Source organism: Bradyrhizobium sp. UFLA05-109 (assembly GCF_054185165.1).
In genome coordinates, this window is the sequence record NZ_JBBIAR010000002.1 from 129595 (window position 1) to 152929 (window position 23335).

The 23335-nt window shown below is 64.2% G+C and carries 21 protein-coding genes; 9 read left to right on the forward strand and 12 right to left on the reverse strand.

What is annotated here, in order from left to right; translation table 11 throughout:
• Positions 1–37: 37 nt before the first annotated feature.
• The 9 genes from Q3C01_RS01945 to Q3C01_RS01985 all read right to left on the reverse strand — a co-directional run bounded on the left by Q3C01_RS01945 (position 38) and on the right by Q3C01_RS01985 (position 9144).
• Positions 38–1012 (reverse strand): sugar ABC transporter substrate-binding protein, encoded by a 975-nt coding sequence (locus Q3C01_RS01945; RefSeq protein ID WP_458143388.1) that lies wholly within the window; start codon positions 1010–1012, stop codon positions 38–40.
• Between the two features lie 46 nt (positions 1013–1058).
• A complete protein-coding gene (locus tag Q3C01_RS01950; RefSeq protein WP_458143389.1) occupies positions 1059–2036 on the reverse strand; it encodes an ABC transporter permease in 978 nt (325 codons plus the stop codon).
• Positions 2033–2983, reverse strand: a complete 951-nt coding sequence (locus Q3C01_RS01955) for an ABC transporter permease (RefSeq protein ID WP_458143391.1) — start codon at positions 2981–2983, stop codon at positions 2033–2035. The genes Q3C01_RS01950 and Q3C01_RS01955 overlap by 4 nt, the downstream gene beginning before the upstream one ends.
• Positions 2976–4478, reverse strand: a complete 1503-nt coding sequence (locus Q3C01_RS01960; protein WP_458143392.1) for a sugar ABC transporter ATP-binding protein — start codon at positions 4476–4478, stop codon at positions 2976–2978. The genes Q3C01_RS01955 and Q3C01_RS01960 overlap by 8 nt, the downstream gene beginning before the upstream one ends.
• Positions 4479–4543: 65 nt before the next feature.
• The gene (locus Q3C01_RS01965; RefSeq protein WP_458143393.1) at positions 4544–5428 is read right to left on the reverse strand and encodes an intradiol ring-cleavage dioxygenase; all 885 of its coding nucleotides are present in this window, start codon (positions 5426–5428) and stop codon (positions 4544–4546) included.
• 15 nt (positions 5429–5443) lie between these two features.
• Positions 5444–6346 (reverse strand): NAD(P)-dependent oxidoreductase, encoded by a 903-nt coding sequence (locus Q3C01_RS01970; protein WP_458143395.1) that lies wholly within the window; start codon positions 6344–6346, stop codon positions 5444–5446.
• Between the two features lie 20 nt (positions 6347–6366).
• The gene (locus tag Q3C01_RS01975) at positions 6367–7740 is read right to left on the reverse strand and encodes an amidohydrolase family protein (protein ID WP_458143396.1); all 1374 of its coding nucleotides are present in this window, start codon (positions 7738–7740) and stop codon (positions 6367–6369) included.
• A 4-nt stretch (positions 7741–7744) separates the two neighbouring features.
• Positions 7745–8824, reverse strand: coding sequence for a maleylacetate reductase (locus tag Q3C01_RS01980; RefSeq protein ID WP_458143397.1), 1080 nt, complete (start codon positions 8822–8824; stop codon positions 7745–7747).
• The gene (locus Q3C01_RS01985; protein ID WP_458143399.1) at positions 8821–9144 is read right to left on the reverse strand and encodes a Dabb family protein; all 324 of its coding nucleotides are present in this window, start codon (positions 9142–9144) and stop codon (positions 8821–8823) included. The genes Q3C01_RS01980 and Q3C01_RS01985 overlap by 4 nt, the downstream gene beginning before the upstream one ends.
• A gap of 108 nt (positions 9145–9252) precedes the next feature.
• Between Q3C01_RS01985 and Q3C01_RS01990 the strand changes: the two genes are divergently transcribed.
• Together Q3C01_RS01990 and Q3C01_RS01995 are read left to right on the forward strand one after the other, a co-directional pair.
• Entirely contained in the window at positions 9253–10203 is a 951-nt protein-coding gene (locus Q3C01_RS01990) for a LysR family transcriptional regulator (RefSeq protein WP_458143400.1), read from the forward strand.
• Between the two features lie 144 nt (positions 10204–10347).
• Positions 10348–11256 carry an amino acid ABC transporter substrate-binding protein gene (locus Q3C01_RS01995; protein WP_458143402.1) on the forward strand — a complete coding sequence of 303 codons (909 nt, stop codon included), beginning with the start codon at positions 10348–10350 and terminating at the stop codon, positions 11254–11256.
• A 9-nt stretch (positions 11257–11265) separates the two neighbouring features.
• Here the strand turns inward: Q3C01_RS01995 and Q3C01_RS02000 are convergent, their stop codons facing one another.
• Positions 11266–12492 carry an MFS transporter gene (locus tag Q3C01_RS02000; RefSeq protein ID WP_458143404.1) on the reverse strand — a complete coding sequence of 409 codons (1227 nt, stop codon included), beginning with the start codon at positions 12490–12492 and terminating at the stop codon, positions 11266–11268.
• Between the two features lie 93 nt (positions 12493–12585).
• Between Q3C01_RS02000 and Q3C01_RS02005 the strand changes: the two genes are divergently transcribed.
• The 4 genes from Q3C01_RS02005 to Q3C01_RS02020 are packed head-to-tail and all read left to right on the forward strand — an operon-like array spanning position 12586 to position 16173.
• Positions 12586–13059 (forward strand): MarR family winged helix-turn-helix transcriptional regulator, encoded by a 474-nt coding sequence (locus Q3C01_RS02005; protein WP_458143406.1) that lies wholly within the window; start codon positions 12586–12588, stop codon positions 13057–13059.
• Between the two features lie 2 nt (positions 13060–13061).
• Entirely contained in the window at positions 13062–15107 is a 2046-nt protein-coding gene (locus Q3C01_RS02010; protein ID WP_458143408.1) for an FUSC family protein, read from the forward strand.
• A complete protein-coding gene (locus tag Q3C01_RS02015; protein WP_254094511.1) occupies positions 15104–15310 on the forward strand; it encodes a DUF1656 domain-containing protein in 207 nt (68 codons plus the stop codon). Before Q3C01_RS02010 ends, Q3C01_RS02015 begins: the two co-directional genes overlap by 4 nt.
• Entirely contained in the window at positions 15307–16173 is an 867-nt protein-coding gene (locus tag Q3C01_RS02020; RefSeq protein ID WP_458143410.1) for an efflux RND transporter periplasmic adaptor subunit, read from the forward strand. The genes Q3C01_RS02015 and Q3C01_RS02020 overlap by 4 nt, the downstream gene beginning before the upstream one ends.
• Here the strand turns inward: Q3C01_RS02020 and Q3C01_RS02025 are convergent, their stop codons facing one another.
• The gene (locus Q3C01_RS02025; RefSeq protein ID WP_458143411.1) at positions 16174–17295 is read right to left on the reverse strand and encodes an asparaginase; all 1122 of its coding nucleotides are present in this window, start codon (positions 17293–17295) and stop codon (positions 16174–16176) included. It lies immediately after the preceding gene.
• A 282-nt stretch (positions 17296–17577) separates the two neighbouring features.
• On the opposite strand from Q3C01_RS02025, the gene Q3C01_RS02030 reads away from it, so the two are divergent.
• From Q3C01_RS02030 to Q3C01_RS02040, 3 genes are all read left to right on the forward strand, one after another.
• A complete protein-coding gene (locus Q3C01_RS02030; RefSeq protein ID WP_458143412.1) occupies positions 17578–19437 on the forward strand; it encodes a flavin-containing monooxygenase in 1860 nt (619 codons plus the stop codon).
• A gap of 5 nt (positions 19438–19442) precedes the next feature.
• Positions 19443–20237, forward strand: coding sequence for a shikimate dehydrogenase family protein (locus tag Q3C01_RS02035; protein ID WP_458143414.1), 795 nt, complete (start codon positions 19443–19445; stop codon positions 20235–20237).
• A 152-nt stretch (positions 20238–20389) separates the two neighbouring features.
• On the forward strand, positions 20390–21193 hold the full coding sequence (locus tag Q3C01_RS02040; protein ID WP_458143415.1) for a lytic murein transglycosylase: 804 nt from the start codon (positions 20390–20392) through the stop codon (positions 21191–21193).
• Between the two features lie 440 nt (positions 21194–21633).
• Here Q3C01_RS02040 and Q3C01_RS02045 read toward each other — a convergent pair whose 3' ends face one another.
• Positions 21634–23229 carry a M14 family metallopeptidase gene (locus Q3C01_RS02045; RefSeq protein WP_458143417.1) on the reverse strand — a complete coding sequence of 532 codons (1596 nt, stop codon included), beginning with the start codon at positions 23227–23229 and terminating at the stop codon, positions 21634–21636.
• Positions 23230–23335 lie beyond the last annotated feature (106 nt).

Consider the following 23335-nt stretch of genomic DNA (forward strand, 5'->3'; position numbering starts at 1 on the left):
GGCCGTTCTGACGACCGTCCCTGATTGTCAACGATGCCTATTTCGAGCCGAGCTTTTGCGCTTCTTCCCACGTCGGGCAGGTTCGCTGCTCGAGCGGTTGATCGAAGGGCTGGTAGTTGTCCTTCGTGATCACGGTGGGCTTGAGCACGATCTCGGCGACGACGGGTTGCTCGCGCAGATTACGGATTGCCATCATGGTGCCGAGGCAGCCCTGCGCAAAGCCGTTATAGTCACCGCTCGCGAGCAGCTTGCCGGACTTGATGGCGTCGATGGCTTCCTTGGTGCCGTTGATGCCGATCACCTGCGCCTTGCGATTGGCGCCGTCCAGCGCCTCGATCGCTCCGACCGCCATGGCGTCGTTGGCGGCGAGCACGCCGTCGATCTGCGAGTTGGACTGCATCAGGTTCTCCATCACCTGGAGGGCTTGCAGCCGCTGGTAATTGGCGGGCTGCGAGGCCAGCAGCTTTGCGCCCGGAGCTTCCTTGATCGCATCGTTGAAGCCTCTGATCCGATCGACATTGGTCAGCGAGCCCTTGACGCCCTCGATGATGACGATGTTCCTCTTGCCGCCGAGCGTCTTCAGCAGATAGCGCGCGGTCTCGAGCCCGAGGCTGTAATCGTCGGCGCCGACGAAGGAGACGAACTTGCCGCCGGCGGAACGGTCGGTGATGTTAACGACGGGGATCTTGGCGTCGTTGATCTTCTCGACGCCTGGCACCATGGCCTTGTAGTCGACGGGAATGAAGACGATGGCGCTCGGCTTCTTCACCACGACGTCCTCGATCTGGCTGAGCTGCTCGGGAATCGAGTCCGGCTTGGTCGGGATGTAGTGCAACGTCTTGGCGTTGAGCGCCTTGGCTGCGACGTCCGCCCCGACGCGCACGGTCTGGAAGTAGGGGTTGGTCTGGTTCTTTGTGAAGACCGCGATGGTCTCGCCGTCGGCGCGGGCCTGCGTCGTGAACGCGGCTGCCATCAGAATCGGTAGTGCGAGGTGGCCCAATTTCGATTTCATGTAATCTCCATCCTCATTTTGGTTTGTTGGATTTTCGCGAAAGAACTCATTGCGTGCGGCGGCGTGTCTTCATATCGAGCCAGACCGCGAGAACGACGATGACGCCGGTGACGAGCGGCTGCCAGTTGGCACTAACCGAGAGCAGGTTCATGCCGTTGAGCACCAGCGTCAGGATCAGCGCGCCGACGAAGGTGCCGAATACCGTGCCGACGCCGCCGAACAGCGACGTGCCGCCAATCAGCACGGCCGCGATCGCCGGCAGCGTCAGGCTTTCGCCGATGTCGGCCTCGGCCGAATTGAGCCGCGACAGGAAGATGATCGACGCAAGCCCCGCCATGGTGCCGGAGACGGCGTAGACCAGCAACAGCCGGCGCGCGACCGGAATTCCGGAGAGCCGCGCGGCAATCGGATTGGCACCGATCGCATAGATCTCCTGGCCCCAGATTGTCCGCTGCGCGAACAGTGTGCCGATCGCAAGGAAGATCAGGAGCAGGTAGACCGGGATCGGCAGGCCGAAGAGATAGCCGCTGCCGATCTGCCGGAAGCCGGCGGGGAAGCCGTGAATGGTGTCGCCGGCCATGTACCAATAGGTCAGGCCGTTCAGCACCCAGAGCATGCCGTAGGTGGCGATGAAGGAGGGGATGCGCAGCGCCGTCACCATGACGCCGTTAAGGAGACCAACGACGCCACCGGCCACCAGCGCGGTAAGGATGCCCAGCGCTGGCGAGCCGGTTTGATGGATCACGGTGCCGGCAAGGCAGGCTGAGAGAGCGACATTGGCGCCGACGGAGAGATCGAGCCCGGCGGTCAGCACCACCAGCGTCAGGCCCGAGGCAATGAAGAAGGTCAGGCTCGCCTGCCGCAGCACGTTGAGGATGTTGCCGAGGCTCAGGAAGGAGTCGCTGAGGACCGCGAGCACCGCACAGATCAGCAGTGCCGCGAGCAACCGGTAGAATACCTGGATCGCATCCTGCGACAGGAAGGAGCGGGGCGGCGAGATGGCCTCCTTGGTGATGTCGGTCATGAGCGGCTCCTGATGCCGTCCAGGAACAGCGCGACGATGACGAGGACGCCGACGCTTGCGACCTGCACAGAGGATGGCAACGAGATCAGATTGAGGCCGTTGCGCAGGACGCCCACCGCGATCACGCCGAGCACGGTACCGAGCAGCCAGCCATTGCCGCGCTCGAATGAGGTGCCGCCAACCGCAACCGCCGCAATCGCATCGAATTCCAGTCCGAGACCGGCGGTCGGGTGGCCGGAATTCATGCGCGCGGTCATCAAGAGCCCCGCGACGCCGGCCATGGTGCCGCCAATCGCGTAGACCGCGATCAGCAGCCGGTTCGGCGAGCGGCCGGCATATCTCAGCGCCTCGCGATTTCCCCCGAGCGCGAAGATGTAGGTGCCGAAGCGGGTGTGATAGAGCAGGGCATGAAAGAACGCGTAAGTCACGAGTGCCATCACGATCGGCACGGGCACGCCGAGCAAGGTGGATGAATAGATATCACGCACACTGTGGGGGATGCCGACGACGCTCTGGCCGTCGGAGACGATCAGCGACAAGCCCTGCGCCATGCCGAGCGTGCCGAGCGTCGCGACGAAGGGCGGAATCCCGAGAACGGCGACCAGCCAGCCGTTGATGGTGCCAAAGGCGGCGCCGACCAGCACGCCGGCGCCTAGCCCAAGCAGCATCGACTTGGTCGCGAGCGACACGATGGCGACGCAGAGGGAGGTCAGCGTCAGCACTGCGCCCATCGAGAGGTCCAGGCCTTCGGTCATGATGATCAACGTCATCGGCAGCGCGAGCATGGTCAGGATCGTCGACTGCACCAGCACGTTTGAGAGATTCGCGACCGACAGGAAGCCGGGTGCGACCGCCCCGAACAGCGCGATCAGGAGCACCAGCACGACAGCGACGCCGGGAATGCGCTGGAGCGGATTTGGTTGCGAAACGACTGCGGCCTCACGCATGATGCATTCCCAGTCGCACGATGTTCTCCTCGGTCAGCTCAGTGCGCGACAGATGCCCGGCGATGCGGCCCTCGCGCATCACATAGGCGCGGTCGCAGACATGGCAGATCTCGACCTGCTCGGACGAGATCATCAACGCAGCTGCGCCCTCGGCGACCAGCCGGTCGATCAGCGCAAAGATCTCTGACTTGGCGCCGATGTCGATGCCGCGCGTCGGCTCGTCGAAGATGAAGAGCTTTGCACCCGCGGCGAGCCATTTGCCGATCACGACCTTCTGCTGGTTGCCGCCGGACAGCAGGCCGACGGTCTGCCGGGCACTCGGCGTGGCGATCCTGAGTTGCCGGATCAGATTGTCTGACGTGCGCTGTGCGCGGCGTTGATCGAACAGGCCAATCGGGAACAGCCTTCTCAGCGCCGACACCACGAGATTGTCGCCGACCGAGCGGAGCAGAGCGAGGCCCTCGCTCTTCCGGCTCTCAGGAATCAGGGCGATGCCGCGTCGCGCGGCGACGTCGGGCTCACCGGAGATCGTCTTGCCGTCAAAAACGATCTCGCCTGATGTCACGGGATCTGCGCCGAAGATGGCGCGCGCGACCTCGCTGCGGCCGGAGCCGACGAGGCCGCAGAGGCCGACGATCTCGCCCTGACATACCTCGATGTCGATGTCGGAAATGCCGGTTGGCGAGGTCAGGCCCTTGACGCTTAGCAACACCTGGCCGGGCTTGTCGGCGAAGTTGCGCGGATAAGTCATGTCGACGGTGCGGCCGACCATCATGCGCACGAGCTGGTCGGGCGTGACGTCGGCCGGCCGGACGCCGTCGATACGCCGGCCGTCGCGAAGGATGGTGATGCGGTCGCCGAGCGCGAACACCTCGGCCATGCGGTGCGAGATGTAGACGATCGCGACCCCGTCGGCCTTCAGCCGCGCGATCAGCGCGAACAGGAGCTCGGTCTCGCGGTCTGACAGCGCCGCGGTCGGCTCGTCCATGACAAGGATGCGCGCGTTCTGGCTGATCGCCTTCGCGATCTCGACCATCTGCTGCTGGGCGACGCCGAGCTTGTCGATGGTGATGGAGGGATCGATGTCGAAGCCGATGGTATCGAGCACGCGCTTGGCATCGGACAGGATCTTGCGGCGGTCGATGGTGCCGGGGATGCGGCCCTTCGGCTCGCGGCCGAGGAAGATGTTTTGAGCGATGTCGAGATAGGGGACGAGCGAGAATTCCTGGAAGATGACGGCAATGCCGAGCTTCTGCGCGTCGGCGGTCGACGACATCGCGACCTTCTTGCCCTTGTAATAGAACTCGCCTGCATCGGCGCGGTAGGCGCCGCACAGCACCTTCATCAGGCTAGACTTGCCGGCGCCGTTCTCGCCGAGCAGCATGTGCACCTCGCCGGGAAACACGGCGAAGGACACGTCGTCCAGCGCCTTGACGCCCGGAAACTCCTTGCTGATGCCGCGCAGCTCGAGCAGCGGTGTGTCAGCCTCCTCCATCGTCCGTCCTCTCCAAAAAGCTCGATTTGCCGGACTCTTGTCGGTCCTTTCAGCCGTGATCCGGCTTAAGCAGCTCTTGCGTTGCTCGCAACCTGCTTCAAGCCGAAATCATAGTTGAGATGAAAATACTCAGCCCCCACCATGCGGCCATCCGGCGCACGACCTGGTGGATGACGGACGAACTCGCGGATCAGGCTGTCCTTGACGCCGAACACCACGTCGCTGTCGAGGTACTTGTCGCCGGCGACGAACACATGCGTCACGAGCTGTTCGAAGCCTGGCGCGGAGATCATGAAATGCACGTGTGCCGGGCGCCAGGGATGGCGGCCCTGCGCCTCCAGCATCTCGCCGACCGGCCCATCATGCGGAATTGGGTATGCGGCGGGCTTGATCGACCAGAAATGGAAGCGGCCGTCGGCATCGGTGTGGAAGCGCGCGCGCATCGCGAGATCGCCGATCTCATCGAGTTGCTGCACGTCATAATATCCATCGTCGTCGGAATGCCAGACATCCACCACTGCGCCCACCAGCGGCCGGCCGTCCACGGCCGAGACGGTGCCTGTGACCAGCATCGGATCACCTTCCATGGTGCCGGAGATGTCCTCGCCGCTGTTTTTCTCCGGGGCGGCCTGCACGAAGAAGGGGCCGAGCACCGTGGTCTCGGTCGCGCCCTCCGGCACCGGATGATTGATGGCGTCGACCAGCATGGAAACGCCGAGCGTATCCGATAGCAGGATGAACTCCTGGCGCTTGTCATCGCACATGTGGCCGGTGCGGGTGAGGAAGTCGATGCCGTACTCCCATTCCTTCTGGGTCGGCCGCACCTCGCGCACGAAGGCATGAAGGTGGCGCACCAGCGCCTCGCTCACTTGCTTGATCCGCGGATCGGTCGCGCCCTCGATCCGCTCGAGCACGGCGTCGGTGATCGTGTTCTCATTGAAGTTACGCAACGTTGCCTCCGTTGATCAGAGTTTTGGTTCGCCAAGCCCTGACAGTCGTTCGAGATGCTTGACGGTCGCGATGAAGTCGGTTTCACCATCGCCTTGCGCAACCAGTGAGCCATAAATCTCGCGCACCTGTGCCGCGAGCTGGAGCGGCACGCCGACGGCGTGGCCGGCGCCGAGGATGAGATCGAGATCCTTGGCCATCTGCTTGCAGGAGAAGGTTGATTCGAAATCGCGCGTCCTGAGCGGCGCGGTCTTGTACTTCACCATGGGAGAGGCAACCGCGCTGTCGTCGAGCACCTTCAGAATGTCATGCCAGGCGATGCCGCCCTTTCGAGCGAGCGCCAGGCTCTCGGCCATCATGGCGGCCGACACAGCAATCATCAGGTTGACGGCGAGTTTTGCGTAGCGCGCTTCTTCACCGGGCCCGAGATAGGTCTGCGCGCGCGTGAAGGTTGCGAACAGCGGCTTTGCGGCCCCGAAGACGTCCTTCGGCCCCGAGACGAAGCAGGTCAGCGCGCCCGTGTGGACGATGCTGGCGTTACCGGAGACCGGCGCGCGCAGATAGGCGACGCCGCGCGCCCGTGCGGCGGCATCGACCTCAGCGGAGGCTTCCGCGCTGACTGTGCTGGTTTCGATCAGCACGGCTCCCGGCGCCATCGCGCCGATCAGACCGGTTGGGCCGAGCATCACAGCGCGCAGCGCGCCATCGTCAGGCAGGGAGGTGATCACCGCAGCCCGGCCGCTGACCGCGTCGGCCGGTGAGGCCGCAATGGCGATGCCCTGTTCGCGTGCGGCAGCGATGCGAGCCGCACTTGGGTCGAAGGCGGTCACGGCATAGCCGGCCTTGGCGACGAGTGCCGACATCGGCAGGCCCATCTTGCCGATGCCGATGAAAGCGATGTTTTTCGAAAGGTCCGTCATTCTTGTTGTCCGTTGGCGCCTCAGGCGGCGCGTCCCTGTCGTTCGATGTCCTGCACCAGCCGCCGCCCCGATTGTGCGAGCAGCTCCTTCTTCCGCTCCAGTTCGTCAACCAGCAGCCTGCCGTTCCGCTTCTTCCAGACGCCGCCGATCATCACGGCCTCGATATTGGCAAGGCTCGTCTGCATCACGACGGTGGCGACGGGATCGTGGACCGGAAAGAGATTGAGATCGGAGGCATTGATGACCACGAGGTCGGCGAGCTTGCCCGGCATGAGCGAGCCGATCTGGCCGTCGCGGCCGAGCATACGGGCGCCCTCGAGCGTGATCCAGCGCAGCGCCTCGCGCGCCGGAATCGTCGTCGTCGCTGGAATCGTGCCGCTGGCGTTGCGCGACTCGGCATTGTCGAGCGCCCGCTGCATCGATAGAGCGACGCGGGCGGCAGAGAAGAGATCGCCGGCCAGCACGGATTCGAGATCAATGCCGATCGTCGGTCGAACGCCGCGCTTCAGGAGCCGGCCGGTGATCGGAAAGCCGTGGCCCTGGATCATCTCGTTCTCCGGTGTCACCGAGAACGACACGCCGAGATCGACCAGGCGTTGCAGGAGGTCGTCGGAGAGGTCGTTGCCGTGAACGATGTTGACATTGGTCCCGACGAGGCCCGCCTCGATCAGCTTCTCCCAGCCGTCCGCCGTCTTGGCCGGACCGCCGCCCTGATGCATCGATGCGATCAGGTTAAGCTCTCGCGCCAGGCGGAAGTCACGCGTGGCGACGTCGAGCGTCGCATAATGCGGGCCGAGAATGGCAAGTCCAAGCGTGACAAGGCCGTTACGATCGGCGAGGGGACCCGCCAGCAATCGCTCGACCTCGCGGCGCGGATGCGGGATCTCCGAGAAATGCGGCTCGCCGGGCTTTGGCTCGGGTTTCGGCGAGCCATGAAAGAAGGCCGCGCGAATACCGCTCTCGATCAGGCCGCGCACGGCTGCGTCGGTGTGTTCAGGTGTCGGATTGTTGTGGCACCAGTCAACCAGCGTCGTGGTGCCGCAATTGATCTGGTTCAGCGCGCCGACCAGCGTTGCGATATAGATGTCGTCGGGCCGGAACACGGTTGCCAGCCCCGCATGCATGCGGCGGAAATATTCGAGCAGCGTCCAGTTCGCGGCAAACCCGCGCAACGCCGTCTGCCAGGTGTGCATATGGGCGTTGATCAGACCCGGAATGACGATACGCCCCCTGCCGTCGATGACCTCAGTCTCGGCCGCTCCGCTGCCAAGCTCGATGCCGGGGCGCACGTCAACGATCCGGTTGCCCTCGACCAGCACGTCGCCGGTAGGCAGATCGCCAACCGCATCATCCATGCTGATGATGGTTGCTGACTTGATCAGCGTGCGCCGCATTGCCTCAGGCCACCGCTTTGGTTGCGGCCGGCGGCTCGCCCGCCCAGGCGCGCGCGATCAAGTCGCAGATGGCGTTGCGCTCGAGGGGGCGCGGATTCCAGTAGGCGTTAGTGACCGCGAGATCAGCCGCCTTGTCGATGCCGCCCTCGGGCATGCCGATATCGCGCAGCGCCAGCTTTGCATTCAGCCGCTTCGCAAGGTCGTAGAGTCCCCGCGATGCATCGGCCGCGCCGATCGCACGCGAGATACGCATCATCGCATCGGGCACGGCGGGCGCATTGTAGGCCAACGCATGCGGCAGCACGATGGTGTGGGTCTCAGCGTGCGGAAGATCGAATGTGCCGCCGAGCGTGTGGCAGAGCTTGTGATGCAGAGCCATGCCGACGGTGCCGAGGCAGACGCCGCAGAGCCAGGCGCCATACAGCGCTTCGGTGCGGGCCTCGCGGTCATCGCTCTTCGCGGCGATGGCGGGCAGGGCACGGGCGAGCGCACGGATGCCTTCTTCCGCCATCAGCGAGGTCACGGGATTGGCATCGCGCGCGTAAAGCGCTTCGACCGCGTGCGCAATCGCATTGATGCCGGAAGTCGCTGCCAGGCCGACCGGCAGCGTCAAGGTCAGGTCGACATCGTAGATCACGGTCTCCGGCAGCACGGCCGCATCGCGCACCGTCGTCTTGAGGCCATTCTCGGTCTGGCCGACGATCGGCGTCATCTCGGAGCCGGCATAGGTGGTGGGGATGCAGAGCTGGTTGACGCCGGTGCGTAACGCCAGCGCCTTGCCAAGGCCCGTGGTCGAGCCGCCGCCGAGCGAGACGACGCAGTCGGCGTCACAGGCCTTCATCGCCGCGAGCGCCTTCGCGGTGACCTCGACGGGGGTGTGCATCGTGGCGCCGGCAAAGAGGCCGGCATAGAGCGGGCCGAGTGCAACGCCGAGGTTTTTGCCCTGCGCCTCCTGCTGCGGCGTCGTCAGCACCAGCGCACGCTTGCCGCCGAGCCGCTCGACCTCGGCCTTGGCCGCCGCAAGCGTTCCGCTGCCGAATACGACGCGGCAGGGGAGGTTTTCGAAGGTGAACGAACCGATCATGCGCCGGTCTCTTTGATGGGATAATCGACCTGGAAGCGGCCGATCCGCAAGTCGCCGAGCTCCTCGCGGACGCGCAGGTGCTCCGGATGGGTTGCATAGGCCTGAAGCGCGGCCTGGTCGGCGAATTCGGAGAACAGCACGACGTCGCAGGCGTAGTCGACATCGCTGACGTCGAGGCCGACCTCAATATGGATGAGGCCGTCGATCTGCCCCTTCAGGCCCTCGAAAAGGGTTTTGACCTTGAGCCGGGCAGCGGAGCGCTCCGCAGGCGTCTCCCCGCGCAGCCGCCACATCACGATGTGCCTGATCGGGCCCGACATTTTCCTGATTTCCTCGCCGGTCATCTTGCTTTGTTGGAGGCATTTTGCCTTGCAGAAATCGGAAATAAAGGCCAAAAATCGTAAGTCTCTTTTCCGAGTTTCGCAAAAATGGACCGCCTTCTCCAGCTCGAAGTCTTCTCCAAAACGGCCGAACTTGGCAGCCTTTCCAAGGCGGCCGAGACGTTGCGGATGTCGAATGCGGCGGCGAGCCGGCACCTCAGCGCGCTGGAGGAGCGGCTCGCGGTGAGGCTGATCGAGCGCAATACGCGCCGGCAGTGGCTGACGGAAGCAGGGCAAGAGCTGTTGCAACGTTGCAGTACGCTCTTGAACGAACTCGCCGAAGCCGAGGACGCAGTCTCGGACCGCGCGCTGTCGCCGAAGGGCATGCTGCGGGTCACGAGCTCACTGTCGTTTGCCATGATCTATCTCGCACCGATGCTGCCGGCGTTCCGCGCGCTCTATCCAAAGCTCAACGTGCAGATCATCACCGCCAACCGCTATCCCGATTTCATCGAGGCGGGCATCGACGTCGCGATCCGCACCAGGGAACACGAGCCCGACTCCAACATCGTCGTCCGTCGCATCGGCCAGATGCGGCGCGTGCTGGCGGCAGCACCGTCCTATCTGGCAAGGCAAGGACGGCCGGAGCATCCCGCCGATCTCGCGCGCCACGACATGCTGATCTACAACCTCGCCAACGATCCCTATTCGCTGCGGCTCAGCAAGGACAATGTGGTCCAGACCGTCCGCATTGCGCCGACGCTCGACAGCAATGACGGCCAGGTGATCCGCGGCGCCGCGCTCGCCGGCCTCGGCATCCTCATCCAGCCACTTTATATCGTGCAGGGCGACATTTCCTCCGGCCAGCTCGTGCCGCTGTTGATGGACTGGGAGCTGCCTTTGCTTACGATGAACATCGCCTACCAGAACCGCGTCAGGCTCCCCGCCAAGATCAGGGTGTTTTCCGACTTCCTGGTCAACCACATCCGCGAGCATTCGCAGGCGGGAATCTGGATCGACGCGAAGGAGCGCTCGTCCGATTCGTCCAGCGCAATATAAATACGCGATAGCAGGTAGAAACAGCCGCTCGTACTCATCGCAGCCGATGTGGGCTACGATACACAGAGAATTGCGTATCGGCTCAGGGGCTCGTCGCGGCCTGGGCATAGATGCCCGAAGTCGACACGACGCCAGGAGAGATTGATGCGCCTCAGTGCCGTGCTTTTCGTCCTTGCCCTTGTGACCGGACCGGTTGCAGCCGAAGACCTCGGAGGCACGCTCGAGAAGGTCAAGGAGACGAAGAAGATCACGCTCGGCTACCAGGAAGCGTCCATTCCCTTCAGCTATCTGGACGGCGACCAGAAGCCCGTCGGCTTCGCGCTCGATATTTGCCTTAAAGTCGTCGATGCCGTGAAGAAGCAGCTCGGTCTGCCCGAGATCGCCGTCGAGTTCACGCCCGTGACGTCATCGAACCGTATCCCGCTGATGGTCAACGGCACGCTCGATCTGCACTGCTCGGCGACCACCAATAACGCCGACCGCCAGAAGCAGGTGGCCTTCACCAATACGCATTTTCTGAGCGCGACGCGGTTCGCGGCCAAGAAGGCGGAGAAGCTCAATACGATCGATGATCTCAAGGGCAAATCCGTCACAGCGGTGGCCGGATCGGTCAATTTGAACCAGCTCGCCAAGGTCAATACGCAGCGCAATCTCGGAATCAATATTCTTCCGGCCAAGGATCAGGCCGAGGGTTTTCTGATGCTGGAGACCGATCGCGCGCAGGCCTATGCGCTCGACGACGTGCAGCTCGCGGTAGCGATCGCGCGTTCGAAGGAGCCGTCGCTCTACATGATCAGCGACGAGAGCTTCTCAAAGGCTGAGCCATTCGGGATCATGCTGCGCAAGGACGACGCGCCGTTCAAGGCGCTCGCCGACCGCGCTACCGCCGAGCTCTACCAGAGCCCGGAGATCGAGGTGCTCTACAAGAAGTGGCTGCAATCGCCGGTGCCGCCGAACGGGATCAATTTCAACGTCCCGATGTCACCAGCGCTCCGCAACGCCTTCAGGAAGCCGAGCTCGAGCTACGATCGCGACGTCTACGAAGCCAACTGAGGCAGGCGCCTAGCGCGCCCGGGGCGAGGCGGGCAATCGGTAGGTCAGTGCCGCTCCAATTGCCGCGATGGCTGCCATCGCGAGCGCCCAGACGACGTAGAGCCGATGACCGATCAGCACGCCGCTCAGGAGCGGCGCGGTGATGTTGGCGCCCGACATCAGCGACTGGTTGAGGCCCATGATCATGCCTTGGCGGTTGATCGCGGCGCTGCGTGACAATTCCGCCGTCAGCGTGCTGCGGGTGAACATGGTGCCGATGATGATCAGGGTCAGGAATATGGCGAACAGGCTGTTGCTGTTTCCGATCGCGAGGCCGGAAAATCCGAGCGCCATGCACGCGAACGCCAGTAGTACGATGCCGCGGTCGGATGCAAAGCGGTTCGCGCGCGTAATCAGCAGGCCTTGAACAACCATGTTGATGAAGCCGGCATAGGCGAACACCCAGCCGAGCTCGCGCGCGCCGAAGGGATGCCCGTCCCATGAGAACCGCGCCGACAGAAACAGGCCGATCTGCGACAGGAACATCGAGTTGACGAAGAAGAACACGATCAGGAGACCGAGCACCCGCCACGCATGACGCATGCCGACGATCGCACGCGTCACCTCGGCTTGGGGTACGCGGTGATGATAGAGCGGCTCGGAGGCGGGATGGTCGGGCGGCAGCAGGCTGACCGTCGCCAAAATGCTGATGAGCGATAGTGCCGCGGCGGCCCACACTGGCGCGGTGTCACCGTAATGGACGAGAAAGCCGGAGAGCGCCGGTCCCAGCAGCAGGCCCGTTCCAATCGCTCCGCTGGTCATCCCGAGCGCCTGCTTGCGCGTCGACGGCGCGCTGTGCTCGGCCGCATAGGCATGCGCCACTGAGATGTTGCCCGAGGTCAGACCGTCGGTGATCCGGGCGAGAAAGACCAGGGTCAGGTTGGTTGCCAGCGCGAGCAGAGCAAAGCCGACGAACGTACCGATCTGGCTGACGAGCAGGACCTTGCGGCGGCCGTAGCGGTCCGAGAGCATGCCCACCACTGGTCCGGCTATGAGCTGGCAGACAGCGTAGGCCGAGATCAGCATGCCCAGCACGAACGGTGTTGCGCCGAGCCGCTGCGAGTAGAATGGGAGCAGGGGCAGGATGATCCCCAATCCCGTCGCATCCACGGCCACCACGACGAAGGTCGGCACGAGCGACAGGCTGCTGCCGCGTTGCAGCGCCTGGCCTGCCTCCGTCGTGGAACCCGCGCTCATGATGTGGTCGGTCTCGTTCGCTTTCCTGTGATTGGTCGCAATATCCCGGTCTATATAGTTGCCTCCTAATAGTTTGTGTCCTATCTAATTTGCATGGCCCCCTCGCAGTCCCATATCCACGCCGAGATCGGTCGGCTGATTGCGCGCCTTGGCCGCATCTGGCGCCGCGAGTCGGACCAGGCGCTGTCCGATCATGGGCTGTCCTATGCGACCGCGATTCCGCTCCTGCTGCTGTCGCGGCAGGGAACTTCGGTGCGCCAGGGCGTGCTCGCCGACGAATTGGGGATCGAGGGCCCCTCGCTGGTGCGGCTGATCGATCTTCTGCAGGCCGAGGGTTTCGTAGAACGCCGCGAAGACCCGACCGACCGACGTGCCAAAACGCTACATCTCACAGCAACGGGCGACGCCAAGGTCGAGGAGATCAACCGTGTGATGCGGCGGGTGCGGGCGAGCCTGCTCAAGGATATCGGAGCCGAGGAACTTGCGATAACCTTCGCGGCGCTCCAGCGCATCGAGCAGCGCGCCAGCCGCCTGCATGACGCGAAGACTGGTTCAGAGGCGAAATAGTCATGCGCGCTGATGAGCCGTTCCTGGTCCGCCACGCGGGCCTCATCTTTGCCTTGAAGACGTTTGCCGCGTCGATGCTGGCGCTCGTCATCGCGCTATGGATCGATCTGCCGCGGCCCTATTGGGCGATGGCGACCGTCTACATCACCTCGCAGCCGCTCGCCGGCGCGACCAGTTCGAAGGCATTCTTCCGTGTGATGGGGACGCTCATCGGAGCCACCGCGACGGTGGCCATGGTGCCCAATCTCGTCGACGCGCCGGAACTGCTCTGCCTCGCAATCGCGCTTTGGGTCGGCCTTTGTCTTTATGTCTCGCTGCTCGATGGCACGCCGCGAAGCTATCTCTTCATGCTGGCCGGCTACACGGTTGCGCTGATCGGCTTTCCCTCTGTTTCCGACCCCGGAAACATCTTTGACGTCGCGATTGCGCGCGTGGAGGAGATCTCGCTCGGCATCATCTGTGCAAGCCTGGTCTCGACCATCGTGTTTCCCCGCAGCGTCGCCCCGGCTGTCGCGGCGCGGGTCGACAACTGGCTCAGCGACGCGCGCCGCCTCAGCAACGACACATTGCTCGGTCGCGGCACCGACGAAGCACGCCGCGCGCTCCGGCTGCGCCTTGCCACCGACATCGTCGAGATCGGCACGCTTGCGGTCCATCTCAGCTATGACCGCGTGGCGGACGCCGAAGCCGTGACCGGCCTTCGTGAGATCCGCGTGCGGATGCTGATGCTCTTGCCGGTGATCGCCTCGATCGAGGATCGGCTGGCCGCGCTTGGCGAACGGGGCCTTCAGGCACAGCCCGAGCTGAAACGCCTGCTCGAGGATCTCGGCACGTGGGCCTCGGAGGACGCGCGGCTGCCGGCCGACCCGATCCGCGCCACGATCGAGGCGCGGCAGGCGGCGCTCGACGGCAACGCCTCCTGGGAGCGGATCATCACGACCAGTCTCCTGTCGCGGTTGCGCGAGCTCGTCGATCTCTCCTGTGACTGCCGCGCGCTGAGCGAGGCGATCGCTGCCGGCCGCAGGATTTCCACGGTCGATCTGGCCTTCGATCCCGAGGCTGGTGTTGCGCCCATGCGGCATCGCGACAGCGGTCTCGCGCTCTGGTCGGCGGCCGGCGCCGTCATCGCTATCCTGATCTGCTGCGCCTTCTGGATCGGGACCGGCTGGCCGGATGGCGCCTCGGCGCCGATGATGGCGGCAGTTGCCTGTTGCTTCTTTGCCGCCCAGGACGAGCCCGCGCGATTCATCCGCAGCTTTGGCCTGTGGTCGCTGGTCGCGATCGTCGTGGTCGCGATCTATCTGTTCGCGCTGGTGCCCGCGATCTCCCATATCGAGGTCCTCATCGCCGCGCTGGCACCGACCTTCCTGCTCTACGGCCTCCTGATCGCGCGGCCGGCGACCGCAAGCAGCGGTGCGGCGCTCGCGGTCAACACCGCGACGCTGCTCGCGTTGCAATCCACTTACAGCGCGGAGTTTGGCGCCTTCGCCAATTCCACCATTGCCTTCTTTCTCGGCATCGTCGCCGCGGAGGTCGTGACCAGGATCGCGCGCGGGGTGGGGGCCGAGTGGATCGCCAAGCGCCTGGTGCTGTCGAGTTGGAAGACGCTCGCGGTTGCTGCCGAGCGCCGCGGCAAGCATGATCGCGCGGAATTCGCAGGTCTCATGCTGCACCGGATGGGATTGCTCGTGCAGCGTATCGCCTTCGTCTCGGAGGCCGACCGTCGCGACACCGAGAGCCTGGCCCAGCTTCGCATCGGGCTCAACATCATCCACCTTAGGCGGGCTCGCTATGGCCTAGCCGCGTCCACGCTCTTCGTTCTCGACGACATGCTGGACCAGCTCGCCGTCGCATTCCGCAGCTATACCGGCGGCGGCATGCCGACTGAGCTGCTGACGCGCATCGACGCTGCGCTCGCCGCGGCCGTCGAGGATCCCAACCCGCAGGCGCGGGAGGACGCGCTGCTCGGGCTCGTCGGCATCCGGCGCGGGCTGTTTCCGCTGGCGCCAGCCTATCGTCCGCAACGAGGGGAGAGCTTTGCGGCATGAGGTACGAGATCGACATTTACGGCGTGCTCGTTCCGGCGCTGCTCTTGTGGCTGATCGTGGCCTTTGCGCTCAGCGCTCTCTTGCGCCGGCTGATGCAGCGCTTCGGCCTCTACCGGCTGGTCTGGCATCGCGCGCTGTTCAATTTCGCGCTGTTCGTCTGCATTCTCGGCGGCGTCGTCTATCTTTCGGAGTTTCTGCCATGAAAGGGAGTTTTGGGTGGCTCGGTCGTGTGGCTCTGACCGTGCTGGTCGTCGTCGCGGCGCTCGCCGTCGGCCGCGGGCTTTGGGCCTACTACATGGAGTCGCCCTGGACGCGCGACGGGCGCGTCCGCGCCGACGTGGTCCAGGTTGCGCCCGACGTGTCAGGTTTCGTGACGGAGGTTCTGGTCAAGGACAACCAGAAGGTCCATCGCGGGGACGTCCTGTTCCGCATCGACCGCGAGCGCTTTGCGCTGGCGCTGCAGCAGGCGGACGCTGCGCTCGCCGGCCATCGCGCGACACTCGACCAGGCCAATGCCGACCTCAAGCGCTATAGCGCGCTCACCACCGACGCGGTCTCGCAGCAGAAGCAGGAGCAGGTGCTCGCCACGCAGTTGCAGGCCAAGGCGGCCTACGATCAGGTGGTCGCCGACCGGGCAGTGGCCCAGCTCAATCTCGATCGCAGCGACGTGCGGGCCTCGGTGAACGGTGTCATCACCAACATGGACCTGCGGCCGGGCGCGTATGTGACGGCCGGGAAGGGCGTGATGGCGCTCGTCGACACCGACACGCTGCATGTCGAAGGCTATTTCGAGGAGACCAAGCTCGCGCGCATCCGCATTGGCGACAAGGTGCAGGTCCGCCTGATGGGTGAGCCTGCCAGGCTCACCGGCCATGTCGAAAGCATCGCGGCCGGCATCGAGGATCGCGACCGCGCGGCGGGTGCGAATTTGCTCGCCAACGTCAACCCGACGTTCAGCTGGGTGCGTCTGGCGCAGCGCGTTCCCGTGCGGATCGCGCTCGACCAGATCCCCGACAACGTCGCGCTGGTCGCCGGTCGCTCGGCGACCGTCGAGGTGCTGAACTAGCTACCAGGTCGCGGTGAAGGCCTTCTGAAGCTCGGCCGGAGCGGTGACGCCGCTCGCGATGAGGAGCTGGGTGAGGACGCGCGCCTTCTGCGGGTTCAGGTCCTCGGAGACGACGAAGCCGTTCTTGTCGTCATCCACCTCGACATTGCGTGTGACGAAGCCCGAGCGGACGCGCGTGGCGCGGACGATGATGATGCCCTTCTTCGCAGCCGCCTCGAGCGCGTCGAGCGCGGGCTTCGACGTGTTGCCGTCGCCGACGCCAGCAAGCACGATGCCCTTTGCGCCGTGCGAAATCGCATCCTCGATCGGAACGGCATCCATATTGGCATGGGAGTAGACGATCTCGACGCGGGGTAGTGGATCGCTTGCCGGCAGCGTATAGGCCTTACGGTTCGCACTCGGCGCCTGCGCCATGAAGCGAACGCCGCCGGCGGTGTCGACATAGCCGATCGGCCCGTCGTTGGGTGACATGAACGTCTCGACGCTGGTGGTGTTGGTCTTGGTCACCGACCGGGCGCTCTGGATCTTGTCGTTCAACACGGCCATGACGCCGCGCCCGCGCGAGCGCGGATCGGCGGCGACCTGGAAGGCTTCATAGAGATTGCCGGGGCCATCCGCGCTGACCGCCGTGGCCGGACGCATCGAGCCCACGATGACGACCGGCTTGTCGCTCTTGACCACGTTGTCGAGGAAGAACGCAGTCTCCTCCAGCGTATCCGTGCCGTGGGTAATGACGACGGCATCGGCCTCGTTCTTGTCGAACGCCTGCTCGATGCGACGGGCCAGCGCAAACCAGACCTTGTCGTTCATATCCTGCGAGCCGATCGACGAAATCTGTTCGGCATTCACGCTCGCGAGCTTATCGAGGCCCGGGACCGAGGCGACCAGTTGTTCGCCGGTGATCTGACCGGATTTGTAGGCGCCGGCTGCCCGTGGATCGGCTTGGCCGGCGATCGTCCCGCCGGTCGCCAGCACGAGAACGCGTGGCAGATTGCCCGACTCTGCGGCATGTGCCGCCGTATCGATCGTGAATGATGATGCCGCCAGCGCGATCGCCGGAATGGAGAGCATCGCGATCAGGCTCTGCCGGCGGCTTGCCGATGTCAGGGTGTCCTTCGTCATTGAAATGATCTCCCGTCAAGGCTTCGATGCCTGAATGGTCCCGCCAGCGCCCATCATGTTTTCCATCCCGCGACATTTTGTCAATCGATGATTGCTTTCCGGGACTGGTACCCGTCGCGACGAAGGCGGGTGCATGTCGGAATACGACAGCACGACGTCCTCGAATGGGATCGATGATCCTTTCGCTGCGCAAAAACCGCGCCCGCGTTGCACATCCCGCCCTTTGTGGGCTAACTGGCATCAGTTGTCGGAAGAGCAACGTCCGCCCCGGAGGAAGCATCGATGTCATCGGACAATCACCGGACCGGTACAGCCGGCGCATCCGACATCGACATCGCGACGCTCCGGGCGCGCTATCGGGACGAACGCGACCGGCGTTTGCGCGCTGAGGGCAAGGCGCAATATGTCGAGGTGATCGGCGAATTCGGCCACTATCTCGACGACCTCTGGGCCGACCCCGGCTTCACGCGACAGGCGATCAGCGAGGAGACGGAGGTTGTCGTCGTCGGTGGCGGCTTCGGTGGCCTGTTGTGCGGCGCGCGCCTACGTGAGGCCGGCATCGACGATTTCCGCATCGTGGAAAAGGCCGCGGATTTCGGTGGCACCTGGTACTGGAATCGCTATCCGGGGGCTGCCTGCGATACCGAAAGCTACATCTATCTGCCGCTGCTGGAAGAGACCGGCTACATGCCCGTGCGCAAATATGCGCGCGCGCCCGAGATTTACGAACACTCGCGCCGGATCGGCCGTCATTTTGGCCTCTACGAGCGTGCACTGTTTCAAACCGTCATCTCACGGATGGAATGGCGGGAAGAGGAGGCGCGCTGGCTGGTCGAGACCGATCGCGGCGACGAGATCCGTGCGCGTTTCGTCATCCTCGCCGGCGGTCCGCTGAGCCGGCCAAAGCTGCCGGGCATTCCCGGCATCGAAACGTTCAAAGGTCACAGCTTTCATACCAGCCGCTGGGACTACGCCTACACGGGCGGCACCGCGGACGGCGGGCTCACGAGACTGGCCGACAAGCGCGTCGGCATCATCGGTACCGGCGCGACTGCCGTGCAATGCGTGCCGCATCTCGGCCGCGCGGCAAAGGAGCTTTATGTCTTCCAGCGCACGCCGTCCGCGATTGGCGTGCGCGACGACCGGCCGACGGATGATATTTGGGCGAAGAGCCTGAAACCCGGCTGGCAGCGCGACCGCATGGACAATTTTACGGCGGTGATATCAGGCGAGCCGTTCGAGGAGGATCTGGTGCAGGACGGCTGGACAGGCCTGCTCGGCGAAATCCTGCTCGCGCCGCGCCGTCAGCCGGAGCCGGTCACATCCCTCGAACAGGCGCTCAAGGTGATCGAGCAGGCTGACTTCCGGAAGATGGAGGAGATCCGCGCCCGCGTCGATGCGTTGGTGAAGGACCCCGCGGCGGCCGAAGCACTAAAGCCCTGGTACAAGGCGTTTTGCAAGCGACCGTGCTTCCACGACGAATATCTCGACACCTTCAATCGCCCCAACGTGCATCTGGTCGATACCAGAGGCCACGGCGTCGAGCGCATCACCGAAGGCGCCGTCATCGTCGATGGCAAGGCTTTTGAGTTGGATTGCCTGATCTATGCCAGCGGTTTTGAAGTCGGCACCGATTATGCCCGCCGCATGGGGTTTGAGCTCTATGGCCGAGGTGGCCTCAGCCTGACCGAGCGTTGGCGCGAGGGCGTGAAGACGATGCACGGCTTCTACAGCCGCGGCTTTCCCAACTGCTTCCTGATCATGACGGTGCAGGCCGGCCAGAGCGCCAACTTTCCGCATATCATCGACGAGCAGTCGCGCCACATCGCCTATGTGATCAACGAGGCGCGAAAGCGCGGCGCGAGAACGCTGGAGCCGACGCTCGCAGCCGAAAACGCCTGGGTCGAGGAGGTCGTCAAGGCCGCGATCGGCCGGCAGACCTATCTCGCTGAATGCACGCCGGGCTATTACAACAACGAAGGTGTGTTCGATCCGATCGCCGCGCGCAACAGCCAGTATTGGCGCGGTCCGGTGGCCTTCCTGCGGCTACTCGCCAGGTGGCGCAAGGAGGGCAATCTGGAGGGACTGGAATTGACCTATGGGACCGCTGCCGAGACCGGCGGCTCTGTGGTGCCGGCTTGAGTGGCGTGCCTTTGACGCTCAGCGGCGCGACGCGGCTCCATGTCATCGTCGGCGACCCAATCGCCCAGGTGCGCTCGCCAGCAGGGCTCACGGCCGCCTTTGCTGCACGTGGTCATGATGGCATCCTCGTCCCCGTCCAGGTCGCGCCAGCCGATCTGCTCGATTTCCTCGCGGTGGCGACGCGGCTGAAGAATCTCGACGGCATCGTTGCAACCATTCCGCACAAGTTCGCCTGCTACCAGGCCTGCGCCAGCGCCACCGACCGCGCGCACTTCCTGCGCACCGTGAACCTGATGCGCCGCCGTGCGGATGGCGCCTGGCATGGCGACATGGTGGACGGGCTCGGCTTCGTCGGTGCGGCGCGCGCCAAGGGGATCGACCCTGAGGGGATGCGCGCGCTGCTGGTCGGTGCTGGCGGCGCGGGCTCGGCGATTGCGCTCGCGCTGGTCGAGGCTGGCGTCCGCGAGATCGCCGTTCATGACGCGTCACCTGAGCGGCGCGACGTGCTGATTGAGCAGCTCAACAGGCTCGGCAAGGGCCGCGCGCTGGCCGGCTCAGTCGACCCCACAGGTTTCGACTTCGTGGCCAACGCCACGCCCGCCGGCATGCAGGAAGGCGACCCGCTGCCGGTCGACGTCGCAAAACTGGTGTCGTCGACCTATTGCGGCTGTGTCATCACCAAGCCGGAGGTCTCGCCCTTCATCGCAGCCGCGCGAACGATCGGCTGCGTCACGGCGACCGGCACCGACATGTACCAGCAGCACCAGGGCATCATGGTGGATTTTCTGCTCGGCGGATGACATCGCGATTGTCAAGCGCCGGGCCACGCGTTGTTTGGGCGCGGCGGGGCTTGAGCGATCCGAGCTGGCGTAGGATCATGCCGTGAAGGCAGGCGAATGCCGGCCGTCGGTTGGTTGCGAGCAGGGCGCATGCCCCGAACAGAGGAATGAAAATGAACAGGGGCAGCATCATTGCAACGGCCGCGCTCGGCGCGATCGCACTGTTCGCACATCTCGGGACGGCCAGCGCCGCGCAGTGTGGCAGCGGGCCCGGCGGCTTCGAAGGCTGGAAGCGCGAGTTCGGCGAGGAGGCCCGTGGCAAGGGCATCGGCGCGACCGGCGTCGGCGCGTTGATGCAGGCCAATTACGCCAGCGCGACCATTGCGGCCGATCGCAGCCAGCACAGTTTTTCGCTCTCCCTCGACCAATTCCTGGCCAAGCGCGGCGCCGCGACCATCGTGGCGCGGGGACGCTCGCTGAAGCAGTCACAGGCTGCTTTGTTCGCCTCGATCCAGCAGCGTTACGGCGTGCCGCCGGGGCCGCTGATCGCGATCTGGGGGATGGAGACGGGCTTCGGCAGCCAGCGCGGCAATCAGAACATGCTGTCGTCGATCGCGACGCTCGCCTATGACTGCCGCCGGCCAGAGTTCTTCACCGACCAGCTCTATGCGGCCCTGAAGCTGATTGATCGTGGCTCAATGTCGCCCGGCCAGCGCGGGTCCATGCATGGCGAGGTTGGCCAGACCCAGTTCATGCCCAAGAACATCCTGGCCTATGGTACCGGTAATCTCGACAACGCCGCCAATGCGTTGAGCTCGACGGCGAACTTCCTGAAAGCGCATGGCTGGCGCGCCGGCTCCGGCTACCAGCCGGGCGAGCCGAACTTTGCGGCGATCGAAGCTTGGAACGCCGCCGGCGTGTACCAGAAGGCGATCGCGCTGATGGGGCGGCAGATCGATGGGGAGGGGGCGCGCTAGCGCCCCGTCTCAAGAGTGCGAGGTGCGGTAGGCGTCGAGCGCGTGCGCTGCAAAAACGCCAATGCTGCAAAGGGCGAGGAAAGCGGAGATCAGCTCGATCATAGCTCATCCTCCCGCTCAGGCAGGGCAACGAGGTATTGGCCGCAGGAATAGTCCCAGATCAGCTCGAGGAAGAATTGCATGGTGGCCGTCCCTGTATGATTTTGACGGCCAGCATAGGGGGCGGACTGTTTCAGGCGTGTTTCGCCGGTTCAGGAAAGGGTTTCGTCGGAACCGCCGAGACGCCGCGAGTTGCGCGGGCTTGGCCAACCGTTAATTACGCTATTACAGGTTGTGCCGTCAGGGCGTCTCACCGCGCCAGTGAACGAACTCCTCCTGATGGGGCTAGGAGCTTGGTCTTCACTTGTCCCGTCTCGCCGCGCAACGAAGGACTGAATGCGTTACGGCGCGCGATCGAGACGCGAAATCGACAAGACTTGTCCGTTGGTGGCTGGAACAAACTTGTTGGCGACCAGACCCGCGTCGCTTTCAGGCTCCAGCAGTGCGACGGCAAGGCCTGATAGGGGCTGATTGAACGGAATGAAGACATCGTCTGGCGTTAAAACGATGTCGGCTTTCTCCAGCGCAAAAGTCCCCTTGATGATCGCTCCGGCACCTGTGTCGTCGCCGCGCACATCTTCCTTCGCTCCCGAAGTAACGTCGGTCACCCGATAGTGCTCGCCTGGAACCACCGCAGCATTCGCAACGATCTGAAAGGTCAGGCCAGCCCGCTTGATAGCATCGATGGCCTGGGTGTTATCACGGCTGACGAGATAGCCGGCTGGTCGGGGACGAGTCAGCGCCGGGTCGATCTTCAGCGCGGAGACCCACGTTACCGTGACGGGTTTATCCGCACCGGTCTTGGGATCGACGAACACCATCTCTCGCGATTCGTGATGTCCATGCGCGACGACGACGACGGGCTTGTCGGACGTCGTGGCCTCGATTGAAGCCTGCTTCGACAACTGCATGAATGCGCCGGGATCCTTGGCCGCCAGTTGCAGGATGGCTTCGGCCGCAACGACATGCGTCTCGACCCGCCGCGCCAGATGCGCGCGCCCAAGCCCCACGCCGCGGGTTTCCAGCAGGAAACTGACGGCATTGCGCAAGCCGGCGACGTTGCGCCCGGTATCCGGTCCGATTCCGCCCATCGCGATGGGCGAGTCGCGACGACTGCCGTCGGTCGTGTGATACCAGTCATGCGTCAGGCCATGCGTATCGAAGGCCTGCAAGATCGCCGGAAGGAAAAGCTGGGATTCGGCCTTCTCCAGGCTCGGCGGAAGATTGGGGACCGTGGCGTATTGGATCATCGCGTCGATGCGTTGGACGCCGCCGACTTTCTCGATCCAGCGGCCGCCCACGGTGAATTCATGGCAATCCAGCACAAGTTGCGGATGGAATTGGTTGAACAGAGCGCCGATCGTCTGGATTTCCGGTGTTCGCAGCAGCGTATGATCCCGGTTGGCGTCCATGCCGTTCGCCAGTCCGCGGACAAATGCTTCAGCACCATCCGGATTGGCGCGCGGGACAATGATGACGTCGATCGCGGAGAGGAGATCGGCAAGATCGCCGGTGCCGAGGCGCTGCGCCAGAACCAGGGCCGCTTCACCGCCGGCAGGTTCGTTGCCGTGCTGTTGGCCGATGATGAGAACCACCGGCTTCGCTCCATTGCCTAGCGCGTTCTGATCGCGGGAGAAGAACAGGACGGGCAGCACGCGTCCTTGCTGGGAGCGGGCGTCAATCTTCATCCGCATGTTCGGCGACTTGGCAGCGAGCGTCTCCAGGAAGGCCATCAACTCGTTATGCGAGGTGAAGTCCTGCTTTCCGGGCGCAAAGGCCGGCGTGGTGTAGTGCACCTCCGCATCGGGATAGCGCACGGCGACTTCCGGAGCCTCCTGATAGACGGATGCGGGATTGAATCCCGCAAGCGACATGGCGGAAGAGGCCAGAAAGACTGCTCCGGCGAACGTGCCGCGAACATAGCGCCGAAAAAACATTGATCACCCCCAGCGACATCGCAACTCTAAAGCAATTGCCGCAGCAGCGCGCCGGGTGACGCGCGAGCCATTCTCGGCAGCATCTCTGACTAAATTGAAGAATTTC